Below are 15,851 nucleotides of genomic sequence, written 5' to 3'. Positions count from 1 at the left end.
TCAGATCTCCTGGGCGAAGTTGCCCTCGAGGCGGCGGAAGATCCGGTGGCCGATCCACACGAACACCAGCCCGACGACGAGGACGATGAGAAGGCGCAGCTCCATGTCCGGCGGCCACACCTGGGGGGCGATCTCGTTGCCGTCGATGATGCTGACGCGCGAGCCGTCTCCCCAGATCGCGCGCTGGAAGGCGAGGATCGCGTTCGAGATCGGGTTGATCAGGTAGAGCTGCTCGGCCCAGCCGTGGCCCGCTCCGGTGGAGGCGGCGACGACGAAGTTCCACGCGTAGACGATGGGGGAGAGCCAGAAGAAGATCTGCAGCCCGACCTCGACGAGGAACTGGACGTCGCGGAGGTAGACGTTGAGGGCCGAGAGGGCCAGGGCCAGCGCGAGGCCGTACACGAGCACGATCGCCAGCGCGGGCACGATGTAGAGGAGCTGGACGCCGAAGATCAGCGAGCCCGTGAGGACGGCTCCCGCGATCAGGACGACGAACTGCACACCGAAGTTGAAGAGGGCCGAGCCGATGGCCGCCACCGGGAAGATCTCCCGCGGCAGGTACACCTTCTTGATCAGTCCGCCGTTGCCGAGGATCGACGTGGTGCCCGCGGTCACGATCTCGCTGAACAGGCCCCAGAGGGTGAGCCCCGAGAAGACGAAGATCGCGAAGTTCGGGACGCCGCGCGAGGCCCCGAGGATCTGGCCGATCGCCACGTAGTAGATGAGGAGCATGATCAGCGGCCGGACGAGGCTCCAGACGAAGCCCAGGCTGCTGTCCTTGTAGCGCGACTTCAGCTCGCGCCCCACGAGCAGGCGGAGCAGCTCGCGGTGCCGCAGGATCTCGGCGAGGGAGGCGACGAAGCCGCCCGAGCCGCCGCCGACGGCCGACGTGGTGCCGGCGATCTGGAACGGCTCGTCGGCGATCGCGCGCGCGCGATCCACAGCTTTGCTGGGCATGGAACTCCAAGCTCTCGGCCTCCGCCGGGCGACGGACCGCATCATTATACGTGCGGCCCACCCTGGAGCCCCCTGGCTGGCGTGCCGGTGCGCGGCGCATGGCGGGTAGTCTTGCTCCCGCTCGCCGACTGAACGACACGAACGAGGTGTTCGCCATGCCCACGCAGCCTTCCGACGTCCCCCTGGACCCGGCGCCGCAGAGCGCTGGGGACCCCGCCCCCGTCCTCGGCGGCACGGGCGAGGACGCTCCTCCCGCTCCCGACCCGAGCCTCGAGTCGGCCGTCGGCGACGCCGCTCCCGCCGCCGTCCCGGCGGAGCCCGCGCGCACGTCCGGGGCTCCCATCGAGCCCCGTCTCGCCGAGCCCGAGTCTCCGGACGAGGAGCTGGCCCGCCTGCGCGCGCAGGTCGACTCCCTCCTCAACGACCCCTTCGACGAGTGGGTCGAGCGGATCCAGGTGGGCGGAGTGACCGCCTCCGGCTTCGAGCGCACCCTCTCCTGGCGGGTGACGAAGCCGCTCCGCCTGGTGCGCACCTTCCAGATCCGCGTCGAGCAGCTCGGGCTGTCGGGCGCCGTCGGCCACAGCGCGCGCTTCGTGAAGCGCCGCCTGTCCGGTCGGGCGCGATGAGCGACCGGTCGCAGGTCTCGGCCGCCGGCGCGGCCGCCGCGCGCGCCCACCGCACGGAGGCGATGCTGCAGCGCCTGGAGCAGATCGGCGCGCTCCTCTTCGACGAGGAGCGCCGCGCCTCGCTGCGCACCCGCGGGCCCGGCCCGTACCTCGACGAGGTGGCCCGCGAGATCCGCTCGCGCCAGGACGACGAGCTGACCTGGGTCGCGCTGGTGTCGTTCACGGCCGCGTACCCGACGAGCGAGCTGTTCGACTGGTTCCGCCGCGCCCTCGAGCTCGCACCCGAGGAGGCGGCGCTGCGCATCTTCCTCGAGGCGGGCTCCCGCACCGCGACCGGGTTCGCCGATCTGGACGCCCGCGTCGAGGTCGTCACCGGGGCCGTCCTGATCGACGTCGACTTCCCCGCCCGCCACGGGCACAACACCGGCGTCCAGCGGGTCGTGCGCCAGACCGTGTCCCGCTGGGACGCCGAGCACGAGATCGTCCCGGTCGCCTGGGTCCATGGATCGATGTCCTTCCGGCGCCTGAGCGCGATCGAGCACGAGCGCGTCGTCGACTGGTCCTCCGCCGGGCGGCGCGACTGGGAGCACGGCGATCCGGAGCGCATCGAGTTCGTCGTGCCCTACCGCAGCGTCGTCGTCATCCCCTCGGTGCCCGACTACAACCAGTGCGGGCCGCTCGCGGCCCTCGCCGAGTACTCCGGCAACGAGGTCGTCGTCCTCGGCCACGACGCTATCCCCGTCGTCAGCGCCGACACGGTGCCGCCGGAGGAGACGGTGCGCTTCGTCAACTTCCTCTCCGTGGTCAAGCACGCCGAGCGCGTCGCCACGGTGAGCGCCGCGGCCGCGCTGGAGTTCGAGGGCTTCGTGCGAGCGCTCCCCGCTCAGGGCCTCACCGGCCCGACCGTCGTCCCGGTCCCGCTGCCCGTGGAGCTCCCGGACGGCCTGCGCTCCGAGGGGCGGAGCGCGTCCGGCCTGCCGCTCGTGCTCTGCGTGGGCAGCCAGGAGCCCCGCAAGAACCATCTCGCGGTGCTGCACGCCGCCGAGGTCCTCTGGCGCGAGGGCCTGCGCTTCCGCGTCCGCTTCATCGGCGGGGCCAACCCGTGGGCGCACCAGGTCTTCGATCCCCGCGTCCGCGAGCTGGTCGCCGCCGGACGCCCGGTCGAGGTGCTCCGCGGAGCCGACGACGACGTCCTGATCGCGAGCTACCGGGAGGCGCTGTTCCTGGCGTTCCCGTCGCTGCACGAGGGGTACGGCCTGCCGGTCGCCGAGGCGCTGTCGATCGGGCTCCCCGTGCTGACCTCGCGCTACGGCAGCACGGCGCAGATCGCCGAGCACGGCGGATGCGTCCTGATCGACCCGGAGTCCGACGAGGAGATCACCGACGGCATGCGCCGCCTGCTGACGTCGCCGGAGCTCGTCGACGAGCTCCGCCTCGAGGCGGCCGAGCGGCCCGAGCGCACCTGGGACGACTACGCCCGGGAGCTGTGGGCCGCCCTGATCGGCCCCTCGGCCCTCATCGAGCACGAGGAGGCGCCCCGTGCGCTCTAAGCAGTACCTGGTCGACCGTCTCGCCACCCTGGTGCGCACCCTGGCCCCCACCGTGGAGCCGCTGGGCAGCGTCGACGCCCTCACCGGACAGCTGAGCGTTCTGCTGCCCGCCCCGACCGACCGCGAGGTCTGGCTGGTGCTCGCCGTCCTCCGCGGCACGCTCCCGCGCCGGGAGGACGTCGTCGACGGCCGCCGCCGGGCCCGGCTGGACGGCACCGCCGGTCTGCTCACCCACGCCGCGTCCACCATCGCCTCGAACCGGGTCTTCGCCCGCTTCCACCACCCCGAGGTCGAGGTGGTCGTCGGCGCGGTCGTCGTCGACGTGCACCACACCGCGCGCACGGGACTGGCCACGGGCATCCAGCGCGTGGTGCGCCAGAGCCTCGTCCGCTGGACGCGCGACCACGAGATCCTGCTCGCCGGCTGGGACTCGACCCACGAGTCGCTCGTCATGCTCACCCCGGAGCAGAGCCGGAACGCCGTCTCGGGCGACGTGCCCGACGCCGCCGAGGACCGCTCCCGCGTGATCGTCCCGTGGCAGGGCACCTACCTCCTGCCCGAGCTCGCCGTGGAGGACGAGCGGACGTCGCGCGTCTCCGCCCTGGCCGAGTTCAGCGGCAATCGCACGGGCACCATCGGCTTCGACTGCGTGCCGGTCACCACCGCCGAGACGGCGAGCACCGGCATCAGCGCCGCCTTCTCGCGCACGCTCGTCGCCGTGTCGCACATGGACCGCATCGCGACCATCTCCGAGGCGGCCGCGACCGAGTACTCCGGCTGGCGCCACATGCTCGGCAGCGTCGGGATGCAGGGGCCGGACATCCGTCCGATCCTGCTGCCCTCGCAGCCGGAGAGCGTCTCGGACGAGGAGCTGGCCACCGCCGCGCGCTCGCTGGTGACCGGTGACCTCCCGCTCGTCGTCTGCGTCGGCAGCCACGAGCCGCGGAAGAACCACCTGGCGGTGCTCCAGGCCGCCGAGCTGCTCTGGCGCCGGGGCGTGCGCTTCAGCCTGGTCTTCATCGGCGGCAACGCCTGGAGCAGCGCCGAGTTCGAGTACCGACTCGAGGTCCTCGAGGGCCAGGGCCGTCCGGTCCGCTCGCTCTCCAAGATCACCGACGCGCTGCTCTGGAGCGCCTACCGCCTGGCCCGGTGCACGGTGTTCCCCTCGATCAACGAGGGCTACGGTCTCCCGATCGTGGAGTCGATCTCGGTCGGCACCCCGGTCGTGACCTCCGGCTTCGGCAGCATGCACGAGGTCTCCGCCTCGGGCGGCGCGCTGTTCGTCGATCCGCACGACGACCACGACATCGCCGCGGCCCTCGAGCGGCTGCTGACCGACGACGAGCTGCACGCGCGGCTCTCGGCGGAGGCGCTCGCGATCGACGGCGGCACCTGGGACGAGTACGCCGCCCGCGTCTGGTCGTACCTCGTCGAGGGCGAGGGCGTCGACGAGCGGGGCCGGGCCGAGCAGTCGGACGCGACCGCCTAGGCGTCCTCGACCCACCGCGTGCAGAAGGCCCCCGCTCCAGGAGCGGGGGCCTTCTGCACGCGGTGGGCGCGGCTCAGCCGGAGCGGCGCGCCAGCTCGATGTCGTTCTCGACCATGCGGGCGACGATCTCCTCGAAGCCGACGGTCGGCGCCCAGCCGAGCACCTCGCGGGCCCGGGAGGCGTCCCCGCGCATCTCGGGGGCGTCCACGGGGCGCGCGAACCGCGGGTCGATCGTGACCCGCTGCTCCCAGTCGTCGATGCCGGCCGCGGTGAAGGCGGCACGGACGAAGTCGCGGACCGAGTGCGCGACTCCGGTCGCCACGACGTAGTCGCCCGCCTCCTCGGCGCGCGAGGCGCGCACGAGGGCGTCCACGTAGTCGGGGGCCCAGCCCCAGTCGCGGCGCGCGTCGAGATTGCCGAGCGAGAGCTCCGACTCGGCGCCCGTCGCGATCGCCGCGACTCCGGCGGTGATCTTGCGGGTGACGAAGCCGAGCGGCCGACGCGGCGACTCGTGGTTGTAGAGGATGCCGGACGAGGCGTGGAGCCCTCGGCCGCGGTAGACCGTGACGAGGTGGTGCGCGAACGCCTTCGCGGCTCCGTAGGGCGAGACGGGGCGGATCGGGGTCCGCTCGGTCTGCGGGTTCTCGGTCGCGGCCCCGAAGATCTCGGAGGACGAGGCCTGGACGAAGCGGACCTCCCGGCCCGCCGACTCCTGGAGCGCCAGCGAGGCCTCCAGGAGCGCGGCGACCGCGGTGCCGGTCACCTCGGCCGTGAGCACGGGCTCCTTCCAGGAGAGCGCGACGGAGGAGAGGCCGGCGAGGTGGAAGACCGTGTCCGGCTGCGCCTCCGCGACGATGCGGCCGAGGCCGGAGGCGTCGCGGAGGTCGCCCTCGAAGGCGCGGACGGCGGCGGGAAGAGCGGCGTCGTCGGTCCCGCGCACGAGCGCGGAGACCTCCCAGCCGTCGGCGAGCAGGCGCTCGACGAGGTAGCCCCCGTCCTGACCGCTCGCTCCGGTGACGAGAGCGGCAGGCATGACTACTTGATCAGCGCGGACTGCTCGGCGAGGTCGTTCTCGACCATCATCGCCACGAGCTCGGGGAACGAGACCTTCGGCTCCCAGCCGAGGACATCCCGCGCCTTCGCCGGGTCGCCGATCAGCAGGTCCACCTCGGCGGGACGCATGAACGCGGGGTTCTGGGTCACGTACGGGGTCCAGTCCTCGATGCCGACGTGGTTGAAGGCGATGTCGAGGTACTCGCGGATCTCGTGGGTCTCGCCGGTCGCGACCACGTAGTCGTCGCCCTCGGGCTGCTGCAGCATGCGCCACATCGCGTCGACGTAGTCGCCGGCGAAGCCCCAGTCGCGCTTCGCGTCGAGGTTGCCGAGCTCCAGCGTCTCCTGGAGGCCGAGCTTGATGCGGGCGACCGCGAGGCTGATCTTGCGGGTGACGAACTCCGGGCCGCGGCGGGGCGACTCGTGGTTGAAGAGGATGCCGGAGGAGGCGTGCATGCCGTACGACTCGCGGTAGTTGATGGTCATGTAGTGGCCGAAGACCTTGGCCACGCCGTAGGGCGAGCGCGGCCAGAGCAGCGTCTCCTCGCTCTGGGGGACCTGCTGGACCTTACCGAACATCTCGGAGGAGGAGGCCTGGTAGAACTTCACGCGCGACATGTCGGAGCCGGCGTAGAGGCGGGTCGCCTCGAGGATGTTGAGCACGCCCTTGCCGGTCACGTCGGTGGTGAGCGACGCGTTCTCCCACGAGTAGGCGACGAACGAGATCGCGCCGAGGTTGTAGACCTCGTCGGGCTGGGCGGCGGCGAGCACGCGCACGAGGCTCGACACGTCGGTCAGGTCGCCGGTGAGCAGGGTCACCTCGGGCACGGTGCGGCGGACCAGCTCGTACTTGGGGTTGTTCTGCCCGCGGACGAGCCCGAAGACCTCGTAGCCCTTCGAGAGGAGGAGCTCGGCGAGGTAGAGGCCGTCCTGGCCGGTGATTCCGGTGATCAAAGCGCGGGGCACGTGGTGGTCCAATTCGTCGGGGTCGATGACAGCGGGACACATACTACCCACGGGCACGGCCGGGCGCCGGGAGCGGTGCGGCCCGCCGGTATCCTGGCCGGGCTTCGGACCGATTGGACGCCATGCCGGAACTCCGCCCCGTCACGCTCGCCGTGCTCACCGTCGACCCGGGCGGGATGGGCGGCGGCGAGACCTACGCTCGCGCGCTCACGCGCCTCCTGGCGCCGCGGCCGGGGGAGGAGGGGCCCGCCGTGCAGGTGCTCGTCCCCGAGAACGCGCGCGGCTTCAGCGAGGGCGTGCCCGAGGTCGTGGCTGAGGGGGTCGTCAGCGGGGCGGGCCACCGCCGCCGGGCCGTGGGGATGCTCCAGGCGCTCCTGCGCACGCCGAGCCTGCGCCGGCGCCTGGGCCGGGACGCGGTGCTCTACTTCCCGTTCACGGTCCCGCTCCCGTGGCCGTCGCGGCGGCAGGGGCACGTGCAGATGCTGTTCGACCTGCAGCACCGCGACCTCCCGCACCTCTTCCCCTGCGTCGAGCGCGTCTTCCGCCGGCTCGCCTACGAGGCGACCGCTCGCCGCGCCGACGCGGTCATCACCATCAGCGCCTTCACCAAGGGGCGGATCGTCGAGCTGCTGGGCATCCCGGAGGAGCGGATCCACGTGTCGCATCTCGGCGTGGACACCCGGCGCTTCGTCGCGAATCTGGGCACACGCGAGGACTTCGTCTTCTACCCGGCGCGCGCCTGGCCGCACAAGAACCACGCCCGCCTGTTCGAGGCGGTGCGCCTCCTGCGGGAGGAGGGGCACTCCCTCCGGCTCGTGCTGACCGGAGGGGATCTGGACCGCCTCGGCCCGCTGCCGGACTTCGTCGAGTGGCGCGGCCACGTCACTCCGGAGGAGCTCGCCGACCTCTACCGCCGAGCCGCGGTGCTGGCGTTCCCGAGCCTCTACGAGGGCTTCGGCCTCCCGCCCATCGAGGCGATGGCGTCGGGATGCCCGGTCGCCGCCTCCGACGCGGGCTCGCTCCCGGAGATCTGCGGGGACGCCGCGGTCTACGTCGATCCGTTCGAGCCGCGCTCGATCGCGGACGGGATCCTCGAGGCGATCGAGCGGACCGGCGAGCTCGGCCCGCTCGGCGTCGAGCGTGCCCGGTCCTTCAGCTGGGAGCGCTGCCGGGAGGAGCACCTCGCCGTGCTCCGCCAGGTGGCGCGGCGGCGCGGGCGCTGAGGAGTCCGGTCAGTCCCGCGGGTGCAGGAGCCGGCGCCAGCTCAGTCCCTGGGCCGCGCGCATCGCGCAGAGCACCACGAGCAGCCAGCCGGCGTCGAGCAGGATCGAGCTCTCGGCCAGCGCGGTGACCATCAGCACGGTCAGCACCAGCACCGGCCAGACGTGCACGACCGCCTTGCGCTCGGAGGCGATCAGCCAGGAGCGCCAGAGCGCGAGGCCGATCAGCACGACGAAGAGGACCACCCCGACCGCGCCGACCTGCAGGGCCACGTCGAAGAGCGCGTTGAGGCTCGACGAGTGCGGGCGGCCCGAAAGGTAGTCGATGGCGGTGAAGGGGTAGAGGTCGGGCCGCCAGTAGCCCACCCAGCCCCAGCCGACGATCGGAGCGAGGTCCGTGAAGCGCCAGACCTGCTGCCAGAGCCGCAGCCGGAACTCGAACTCGCTGCCCGCGTTCAGCAGCTCGATCACCCGGTAGCGCAGGAGCCACACGGTGAGGGAGGCCGCGGCGGCGACGCCGAGCACCGCGAACTGCCGCCGACGGCGGTGGGTGCCGTCGCCGTGGCGCACCCAGCGCAGAGCGAGGGCGACGACGACGGCCACGGCGAGCACGCCCGCGCTCACGGCGGAGCGCGTGAAGAGGAGGGTGACCGCGGCGAGGGCGATCGAGGCGACGGCCGGCCCGCGGGCGACGGAGCGGGTCATCAGCTCCACCGAGAACGTCACGATCGCCAGCAGGCAGACCAGCCCGAGCTGGTTGCGCGTGCCGACGAGTCCCTGGATCGGCCCGCCGACCGCGAGCAGGCCCTCCACGCCGAGGAAGCGCAGCGGCTGGTCGATCAGCACCCCCGAGAGCACCTCCACGGCCAGCGAGGCGATCAGCACGACCCGCAGCACGTCGCCGACCGAGCGGATGATCTGGATGATGTCGCGCGTCAGGCCGATCGCGATCGCCAGGAACGCCAGGGCGAACTGGTAGACGACGCTCGAGACCGTGGCCCAGGTGTAGTCGCTCCACAGCACGCTGAGCGCGATCCAGCCGAGGAACACCAGGATGCTCGTGGGCAGCAGGCCCTCCCAGTCGAGCCGCCCGCGCCGCAGGACGAGCATGACCGCCGCGAGGGCGGTGAGCGTGGCGACGGCGGCGATGTAGCCGGGCCAGCCGAGGAGCCCGCGGACCGCCGGGGCGCAGAGGACGGTGACGAGAGTGGTCTGCGCGAGGGCCGCCGCGAACTGCGGGGACGCCGTCGCGTCGGCGACGGAGGCGGGGAGCGAGGGGCGGCGGGGCCTCATCGCCTCGGGGAGGCGTCGGCGAGGGGGAGCGGGGTCGCGGCGAGGACCTCGGGCGTCTCGGTCGCCGGCCGCTTGGTCTGCACCGCGAAGAGGACGAGGAGCAGCCAGCCTCCCTCGATCAGGATCCGGCTCTCGAACAGCGACTGCGCCAGGAGGGCGACCACGATCAGCAGCGGAGCGAGGCTGACGGCCGTGTAGGGGAGGGTCGAGGTCGCGTCGCGCCGCGGGCGGTCGACCGCGCGGAACCAGGAGCGCCACAGCGTCGAGACGGCGAGCGCCGCGAAGAGGACGAGGCCGACCGCTCCCAGCTGGAGGGCGACGTCGAGCCAGGCGTCGTGGGCCTGCAGGTAGAGCACGCCCTTGCGCTCGGCGAGGGTGTCGAACGGGGCGGCCCAGGGAGCCCAGTAGCTGACCCAGCCCCAGCCGAGGACCGGGCGCTGCAGTGTGAGCGCGATCACCGAGTCCCAGATGTCGAGGCGGCCCGTGGCGTCCTCGCTCTTGCCGAGCAGGCCGAGGAGGGCGCCCCAGCCCGCGGCGCCTCCGGCGACGGTCGCCACCGCCAGCCCCGCGGCGGTCAGGTAGACGGGACGGCGGCGGGACTCGCCCCTCCGGCGAGCCCAGAGCGCGAACGCGGCCGCGAGGACGACGGCGACGAGGCAGAGCAGGACGGTCGCCGAGCGGGTGAGCAGAAGGGTCGCGACGAACAGGGCGACCCAGACCGCTCCCCAGCGGCGCCGGATCGAGTGGGCCGCCAGCTCGATCGCGATCACGGTCAGGCCGAGCAGGGCGAGGAAGCCGAGGAGGTTGCGGTTGCCGACGATCCCCTGGACGGGCTCGCCGGTGAAGAGGGCGGCCTGCGACCAGTAGAAGGCGTCGGGCGTCGGTCCGTCGGCGGGAGGCTCGACGCCGAACGGCAGGACGGGCTGCCGCACGACGACCGCGATCACGAGCTCGAACAGGAGCGACAGGCCGACCGAGAGGCGCAGGGCCCGTCCGAGAGCCGTGAGCAGTTCCCGGCTGCTCAGCGTGACGGCGAGGACGACGCCGCCGAGCGTCGTCGCGAGCTGCGCCGTGACTCCGATCGCGCTCGCTCCCGGATAGGCGGACCACAGCAGCGAGAGCACCGCGAGCCCGAGGAAGAGGACCAGCGACTTCGGCGTGCGGGCCCAGCGCAGGCGGGGACGGGCGCGGACGAGCACGGCGATCGAGGCGCCCAGGAGCACCGCGACGACGACGCCCCAGCCCCACCATCCGGCGAGGTTCCGCAGCGACTGGCCGGCCAGCAGCACGGCCAGCACCGCCACCGCGAGCGCTCGGGGAGCGGCGGGGGCGGCGCGTCGGATCATGGCGACCAGTCTAGGGAGCGGGGGCGGCGCGGCGGCGTGCCGGGCGCGCCGCCGCTCGCTCCCCGGCCGGGCCGCCCCCTCGGGGGAGACGGCTTGGACGGGAGGCTCAGACGAACGCGGCGGTGCCGGTGATCGAGCGGCCGACGATCAGCGTGTTCATCTCGCGGGTGCCCTCGTAGGAGTAGAGGGCCTCCGCGTCGGCGAAGAAGCGGGCGACGCCGTAGTCGAGGACGATGCCGTTGCCGCCCATCACCTCGCGGCACCAGGCGACGGTCTCGCGCATCCGGGCCGTCGCGTAGGCCTTCGCGAGGGCGGAGTGCTCGTCGCGCTGCTCGCCGGCGTCGAGCATCTCGGACACGCGGGTCGCCAGGGCGATGCTGGCCGTGATGTTGCCGATGCTCTTGACCAGGAGGTCCTGCACCAGCTGGTGCCCGACGAGCGGCTTGCCGAACTGCACGCGCTCCTTCGCGTAGCGCAGCGCCGCGTCGTAGGCGCCTATCGCGACGCCGATGGCCTGCCAGGCGACCTCGGCGCGGGTGAGCCGGAGCACCTTCGCGGTGTCGCGGAACGAGTTCGCGCCCTGCAGGCGCAGCGACTCCGGGACGCGGACGCCCTCGAGCATGATGTCGGCGTTCTGCACCGTCCGCAGGCTCTGCTTGCGCGCGATGGCGGTGGCGCGGTAGCCCGGTGTCGAGGTGGGGACGAGGAAGCCCTTCACCTGGCCGTCCTCCGCGTCCTTCGCCCAGATCACGGTCACGTCGCTGAAGGTCGCGTTGCCGATCCAGCGCTTCTCGCCGTCGAGGATCCAGTCGTCGCCGTCCCGGCGGGCGGTGGTGCGCAGGCCCTGGGCGGAGTCGGAGCCGGAGTGCGGCTCGGTGAGGCCGAAGGCGCCGACGACCTCGCCCGAGGCGAGCTTCGGCAGCCACTCGGCGCGCTGCTCCTCGGAGCCGGCGACGCCGACCGTGCCCATCACCAGGCCGTTCTGCACGCCGACGTAGGTCGCGATGCCCGCGTCCACCCGGCCCAGCTCGAGCGCCACCCAGCCGCGGAACACGGCGGAGTTCTCGATCGCGCGGGTCTCGGGCCAGGAGAGGCCGATGACGCCGGTGGCGTGGATCCCGGGGATCAGCTGCCGCGGGAACTCCGCGCGCTCCCAGTACTCGTCGGCGATCGGCCGCACCTGCTCCTCGAGGAACGCGCGGACGCCGACCAGCAGCTCCTTCTCGGCGGGCGTGAGCGCCGCCTCGAACCCGTAGAAGTCGGCCCCCAGGGTCTCGAAGGTCGTGCTGTCCATGCTCTGTGCTCCCTCGCTCGTCGGATGCGGCACGGCGACCGCTCCGACGGCGACAGTGCTGCGACTCCCAGCGTACGAAGCGCGCCTGCGAGTGCCGCGTCCGCTGGCGGAGAGCACCAACAGGCGGGCCCTCCTCCCGGGCCCGCGTTGTGGATCCTGCTAGCGTCGCAGCGGAGCGGCCCCGGCGCGTCCGGCTGAGCGGCTCGGACCCACCCCTCGGACGGAAGGCCAGCGCTCCCGTGTTCATCCCGATCGGCAACACCCCCCGCGACTACGCCTGGGGCTCGCTCACCGGCATCTCGGAGGCCCTCGGCACCGCGCCCTCCGGCGCCCCCGAGGCCGAGCTCTGGCTCGGCGCGCACCCGGGCTCGCCCGCGCGCATCCTCGACCCCGCCTCGGTCGGCGCCGGCACGCTCGCCGAGTGGGTCGCCGATCACCCCGAGGCGGCGCTCGCCGGAGTGGAGGGGTCGGTCGATCCGGTCTCGGGCGCTCCCCGTCTGCCGTTCCTGCTCAAGATCCTCGCGGCGGGCGGGCCGCTGTCGCTCCAGGCCCACCCCTCGTCCGAGCGGGCCCGGCGTCGGTTCGTCGAGGAGGAGGAGGCCGGCATCCCGCGGAACGCCGCCGATCGCAACTACAAGGACCCGTTCCACAAGCCCGAGCTGATCTACGCGCTCAGCGAGACCTTCGACGCGCTCTGCGGCTTCCGTGAGCCGGCGGACGCCCGGGCGCTGCTCGCCGAGCTGGCCGGGCGCGCCCCGGCGGAGGAGGCGGCCGCGATCGCGCGGTTCGCTCGGACGCTCGAGGGCGAGCCCTCGGAGGTCCTCCGCGGCGCCGTGTCGTGGCTGCTCGCCGACGGCGACCGTGCCGAGGTCGCCGCGCTGGTGTCCGCGGTCGTCGCGGCGTCCGCGGGCGACGACCGCCTCGAGACGACCACGGTCCGGGACCTGGCCGAGAGCTACCCGGGCGACCCCGGAATCGTGCTCTCGCTCCTGCTCAACCGCGTCCGCCTCGCCCGCGGCGAGGTGCTCTACCTGCCCGCAGGCAACATCCACGCCTACCTCGCGGGCACGGGCGTGGAGCTGATGGCCGCCTCCGACAACGTGCTGCGCGGGGGCCTCACGCCCAAGCACATCGACGTGCCCGAGCTGGTGAGCGTGCTCGAGTTCTCGCCGCTGCCCGTGCCCTACCTCCCGGCCGAGCAGGCCGGGCCGGGCGTGCGCGTCTACCGTCCGGACGTCCCCGACTTCGTGCTCGCCGTCGTGGAGCCGGAGTCGGAGTCGCCGGCCCGCGTCGCCCTGCACGGACCCGCCATCGCGATCGCGACCGAGGGCTCGTTCTCGCTCGAGGGCGCCGAGGGCTCGGTCCGCGTCGAGCGCGGCGGCAGCGTGTTCGTGACCCCGTCGGAGGGCGCTCTCGCCGTCACCGGACGGGGCAGGCTCTTCGTCGCGACGGTCTGATCCCTCCAGCGATCCCGGTGCCGGCCGCTCAGGCGGCGAATGTGCGGCGGTAGACCGCCGGCGTGGTCCGCAGGACGCGCGTGAAGTGGTGGCGCATCACCGCGGCCGTGCCGAAGCCGACCCGCGCGGCGACCGCCTCGAGGGTCAGCTCCGTCTCCTCCAGCAGCACCTGCGCCCGGAGGAGGCGCTGGCGGGTGAGCCAGGCGAGCGGAGTCGTGCCGAGGTCGGCCCGGAAGCGGCGCGCGAAGGTGCGGGGGGCCATCAGGGCCCGACGGGCCAGCGCCTCGATCGAGAGGTCCTCGTCGAGGTGCTCCAGCATCCACTCGGTGACCTCGGCCAGCGAGTCCGCGCGCGCCTCGGGAACGGGGGTCCGCAGGTACTGCGCCTGCCCGCCGTGGCGCTGCGGGGGCACGACCATCCGCCGGGCGACAACGCTCGCCGCCGTCGCGCCCAGCTCCTCGCGCACCACGTGCAGCGCCGCGTCGATGCCGGCCGCGGTGCCCGCGCTCGTCACGATGCGCCCCTCCTGCACGTAGAGCACCTCGGGGTCCACCGTGACGGAGGGGAAGCGCCGGGCGAGCTCCGCGGCGTGCATCCAGTGGGTGGTCGCGCGCCGGCCGTCGAGCAGGCCCGCCTGCGCCAGGGTGAAGGCCCCGCTGCAGACGCTGAGGATCCACGCGCCGCGCTCGTGAGCCTCGCGGAGGAGGTCGAGCACCCGCTCGTCGGCGGGCCCGCGGCCGTGGGCGGGGACGGCGATCAGGTCCGCGTCCCGGGCCGCGTCGAGACCATCGGCGATCAGCAGGTCGAATCCGAGGCTCGTCCGGACGGGGCCCGGAGAGGGAGTGGCGATCCGGAAGTCGAGGGCGGGACCTCCGTCGGCGCCGCGGTCGATCCCGAACACCTCGCAGACGACCCCGAACTCGAACGGCGCGAGGCCGGGCAGGGCGAGGAGGGCGACGGAGCGGAGCACGGCGGCAGGATATCGCCACCCGGCGTCATCCGGCCGATCCGCGCCGCCGATCCCCGCCGCTAGGGTGTCTTCCGGTGCGCGGAGTCGCGGGCCCGGACCGAGGAGGATCCACATGGCATGGCTGGTCACCGGGGGAGCCGGGTACATCGGAGCGCACGTGGTGCGCGCGTTCTCGGAGCAGGGCATCGACCCCGTCGTCCTCGACGACCTCTCCTCGGGGCACGCGTCGTTCGTGCCCGAGGGCGTCCCGTTCCACCAGGGCTCGATCCTCGACGAGGCCCTGCTCGACCGCGTGCTCGCCGAGCACGACATCGAGGGCGTCGTCCACGTCGCCGGGTTCAAGTACGCCGGAGTCTCGGTGCAGCGCCCCCTGCACACCTACGAGCAGAACGTCACCGGCACCATGCGCGTGCTGGCGGCGATGGAGCGCGCCGGGGTCTCCTCGATCGTCTTCTCCTCGAGCGCTGCCGTCTACGGCGCAGTCGACGTCGAGATCGTCACCGAGGACACCCCCAAGAGCCCGGAATCGCCCTACGGCGAGTCGAAGCTGATCGGCGAGTGGCTGCTCGCGGACGCGGGGCGGGCGCACGGCGTCCGGCACGCCTCCCTGCGCTACTTCAACGTCGTCGGGTCCGGCTACCCGGACGTCTACGACACCAGCCCCCACAACCTCTTCCCCCTCGTCTTCGAGGCGCTGCTGGACGGCCGCACGCCCCGGATCAACGGCGACGACTACCCGACGCCGGACGGCACCTGCGTCCGCGACTACATCCACGTCGCCGATCTGGCGCTCGCGCACGTCGCCGCGGCGCGCCGCCTGGCCGCCGGCGAGCCGATCGACCCGGTCTACAACCTGGGCAGCGGATCCGGGGCCTCCGTCGGCGAGATCATGCGCGCGATCGCCGACAGCACCGGCATCGCCTTCACGCCCGAGGTCGCCCCACGGCGGCCGGGCGATCCGCCCCGCATCGTCGCCTCCGGCGCGACAGCGGCCCGCGACCTGGGCTGGGAGATGCGGCACACGGTCGCCGAGATGGTGGAGAGCGCCTGGCGCGCACGGAGCGCCGCGACCGCCTGATCGGATCTCACGTTCGCGACACGCCGGTGTGTCGTGAACCCTCCACGGCGGGTTGAGGGTTTATGGTCCGCGACTTGACCTGAGCGAATGACACCGCTGTAATTACCTAGGCAGCGGCTCCGGGAGGAGCGGCCGCCGATCATCGGTTCGCAGGCGGGGTAGGAGACGGCATGACGCTTCCGGAACAGCACTCCGGAGTCCCCGAGGACTGGTTCGTCGATCCGGTCCGTCTGGGCGTGCCCGGGGTCCGACCCGGGATCGACACCGCGACCGAGGCGCCGGGGGGCGCGCTCTCCTGGCAGGTCGACTCGCTGTGCGCGCAGACCGATCCCGAGGCCTTCTTCCCCGAGAAGGGCGGCTCGACCCGCGACGCCAAGAAGATCTGCACCTCGTGCGAGGTCCGGGCCCAGTGCCTCGAGTACGCGCTCGAGAACGACGAGCGCTTCGGCATCTGGGGCGGCCTCTCCGAGCGCGAGCGCCGGAAGCTGCGCCGCCGGGCCTAGTCCCCTCCTCGCCGCGACCCGACCGACGGGGCGGCGAGCCGCAGGCGGG

General features: G+C 73.1%; 14 protein-coding genes. 7 read left to right on the top strand and 7 right to left on the bottom strand.

Annotated elements, in window-relative coordinates; genetic code table 11:
- Window positions 1–957 carry an ABC transporter permease gene (locus C5C59_RS12455; RefSeq protein ID WP_104223153.1) on the bottom strand — a complete coding sequence of 319 codons (957 nt, stop codon included), beginning with the start codon at window positions 955–957 and terminating at the stop codon, window positions 1–3.
- Window positions 958–1,112: 155 nt separating this feature from the next.
- On the opposite strand from C5C59_RS12455, the gene C5C59_RS12450 reads away from it, so the two are divergent.
- Genes C5C59_RS12450 through C5C59_RS12440 form a run of 3 tightly spaced genes read left to right on the top strand, consistent with a single transcriptional unit; the run spans window position 1,113 to window position 4,622 of the window.
- On the top strand, window positions 1,113–1,583 hold the full coding sequence (locus C5C59_RS12450) for a hypothetical protein (RefSeq protein WP_104223152.1): 471 nt from the start codon (window positions 1,113–1,115) through the stop codon (window positions 1,581–1,583).
- Complete coding sequence (locus tag C5C59_RS12445) at window positions 1,580–3,133, top strand: glycosyltransferase (RefSeq protein ID WP_104232816.1); 1,554 nt, start codon at window positions 1,580–1,582, stop codon at window positions 3,131–3,133. The genes C5C59_RS12450 and C5C59_RS12445 overlap by 4 nt, the downstream gene beginning before the upstream one ends.
- A complete protein-coding gene (locus C5C59_RS12440; protein ID WP_104238038.1) occupies window positions 3,123–4,622 on the top strand; it encodes a glycosyltransferase family 1 protein in 1,500 nt (499 codons plus the stop codon). Before C5C59_RS12445 ends, C5C59_RS12440 begins: the two co-directional genes overlap by 11 nt.
- Window positions 4,623–4,695: 73 nt before the next feature.
- On the opposite strand, the gene C5C59_RS12435 is transcribed toward C5C59_RS12440, so the two are convergent.
- Window positions 4,696–5,655 carry a GDP-mannose 4,6-dehydratase gene (locus tag C5C59_RS12435; RefSeq protein WP_104238039.1) on the bottom strand — a complete coding sequence of 320 codons (960 nt, stop codon included), beginning with the start codon at window positions 5,653–5,655 and terminating at the stop codon, window positions 4,696–4,698.
- Between the two features lie 2 nt (window positions 5,656–5,657).
- Entirely contained in the window at window positions 5,658–6,641 is a 984-nt protein-coding gene (locus tag C5C59_RS12430; protein WP_104275317.1) for a GDP-mannose 4,6-dehydratase, read from the bottom strand.
- A 122-nt stretch (window positions 6,642–6,763) separates the two neighbouring features.
- Between C5C59_RS12430 and C5C59_RS12425 the strand changes: the two genes are divergently transcribed.
- Window positions 6,764–7,864 (top strand): glycosyltransferase family 1 protein, encoded by a 1,101-nt coding sequence (locus C5C59_RS12425; protein WP_104238040.1) that lies wholly within the window; start codon window positions 6,764–6,766, stop codon window positions 7,862–7,864.
- Window positions 7,865–7,873: 9 nt separating this feature from the next.
- Here the strand turns inward: C5C59_RS12425 and C5C59_RS12420 are convergent, their stop codons facing one another.
- From C5C59_RS12420 to C5C59_RS12410, 3 genes are all read right to left on the bottom strand, one after another.
- Window positions 7,874–9,154, bottom strand: coding sequence for an O-antigen ligase (locus tag C5C59_RS12420; RefSeq protein ID WP_104238041.1), 1,281 nt, complete (start codon window positions 9,152–9,154; stop codon window positions 7,874–7,876).
- Window positions 9,151–10,500: an O-antigen ligase gene (locus C5C59_RS12415; protein WP_104238042.1), complete on the bottom strand. Its 1,350-nt coding sequence runs from the start codon at window positions 10,498–10,500 to the stop codon at window positions 9,151–9,153. The genes C5C59_RS12420 and C5C59_RS12415 overlap by 4 nt, the downstream gene beginning before the upstream one ends.
- Before the next feature lie 106 nt (window positions 10,501–10,606).
- Window positions 10,607–11,794: an acyl-CoA dehydrogenase family protein gene (locus tag C5C59_RS12410; protein WP_104238043.1), complete on the bottom strand. Its 1,188-nt coding sequence runs from the start codon at window positions 11,792–11,794 to the stop codon at window positions 10,607–10,609.
- A gap of 239 nt (window positions 11,795–12,033) precedes the next feature.
- Here C5C59_RS12410 and manA point away from each other — a divergent pair, with 239 nt between their 5' ends.
- Window positions 12,034–13,251, top strand: a complete 1,218-nt coding sequence (gene manA / locus C5C59_RS12405) for a mannose-6-phosphate isomerase, class I (RefSeq protein WP_104238044.1) — start codon at window positions 12,034–12,036, stop codon at window positions 13,249–13,251.
- Window positions 13,252–13,279: 28 nt separating this feature from the next.
- Here the strand turns inward: manA and C5C59_RS12400 are convergent, their stop codons facing one another.
- Window positions 13,280–14,221 carry a GlxA family transcriptional regulator gene (locus C5C59_RS12400; protein WP_104238045.1) on the bottom strand — a complete coding sequence of 314 codons (942 nt, stop codon included), beginning with the start codon at window positions 14,219–14,221 and terminating at the stop codon, window positions 13,280–13,282.
- 112 nt (window positions 14,222–14,333) lie between these two features.
- Between C5C59_RS12400 and galE the strand changes: the two genes are divergently transcribed.
- Window positions 14,334–15,299 (top strand): UDP-glucose 4-epimerase GalE, encoded by a 966-nt coding sequence (gene galE / locus C5C59_RS12395; RefSeq protein WP_104232806.1) that lies wholly within the window; start codon window positions 14,334–14,336, stop codon window positions 15,297–15,299.
- 170 nt (window positions 15,300–15,469) lie between these two features.
- The gene (locus C5C59_RS12390; protein ID WP_104224145.1) at window positions 15,470–15,802 is read left to right on the top strand and encodes a WhiB family transcriptional regulator; all 333 of its coding nucleotides are present in this window, start codon (window positions 15,470–15,472) and stop codon (window positions 15,800–15,802) included.
- The last annotated feature ends 49 nt before the right edge of the window (window positions 15,803–15,851 follow it).

This window comes from Rathayibacter sp. AY1F4 (genome assembly GCF_002931775.1).
Lineage (GTDB): Bacteria > Actinomycetota > Actinomycetes > Actinomycetales > Microbacteriaceae > Rathayibacter.
Note: the sequence above shows the minus strand (reverse complement) of the source record. Positions and strands in the feature narration are given on the sequence as shown.

Bases quoted from the DNA above. Each gene is read 5' to 3' on its own strand.
- C5C59_RS12455 (WP_104223153.1), bottom strand. From the start codon at position 957: ATGCCCAGCAAAGCTGTGGATCGCGCGCGCGCGATCGCCGACGAGCCG.
- C5C59_RS12450 (WP_104223152.1), top strand. From the start codon at position 1,113: ATGCCCACGCAGCCTTCCGACGTCCCCCTGGACCCGGCGCCGCAGAGC.
- C5C59_RS12445 (WP_104232816.1), top strand. From the start codon at position 1,580: ATGAGCGACCGGTCGCAGGTCTCGGCCGCCGGCGCGGCCGCCGCGCGC.
- C5C59_RS12435 (WP_104238039.1), bottom strand. From the start codon at position 5,655: ATGCCTGCCGCTCTCGTCACCGGAGCGAGCGGTCAGGACGGGGGCTAC.
- C5C59_RS12425 (WP_104238040.1), top strand. From the start codon at position 6,764: ATGCCGGAACTCCGCCCCGTCACGCTCGCCGTGCTCACCGTCGACCCG.
- C5C59_RS12420 (WP_104238041.1), bottom strand. From the start codon at position 9,154: ATGAGGCCCCGCCGCCCCTCGCTCCCCGCCTCCGTCGCCGACGCGACG.
- C5C59_RS12415 (WP_104238042.1), bottom strand. From the start codon at position 10,500: ATGATCCGACGCGCCGCCCCCGCCGCTCCCCGAGCGCTCGCGGTGGCG.
- C5C59_RS12410 (WP_104238043.1), bottom strand. From the start codon at position 11,794: ATGGACAGCACGACCTTCGAGACCCTGGGGGCCGACTTCTACGGGTTC.
- galE (WP_104232806.1), top strand. From the start codon at position 14,334: ATGGCATGGCTGGTCACCGGGGGAGCCGGGTACATCGGAGCGCACGTG.
- C5C59_RS12390 (WP_104224145.1), top strand. From the start codon at position 15,470: ATGACGCTTCCGGAACAGCACTCCGGAGTCCCCGAGGACTGGTTCGTC.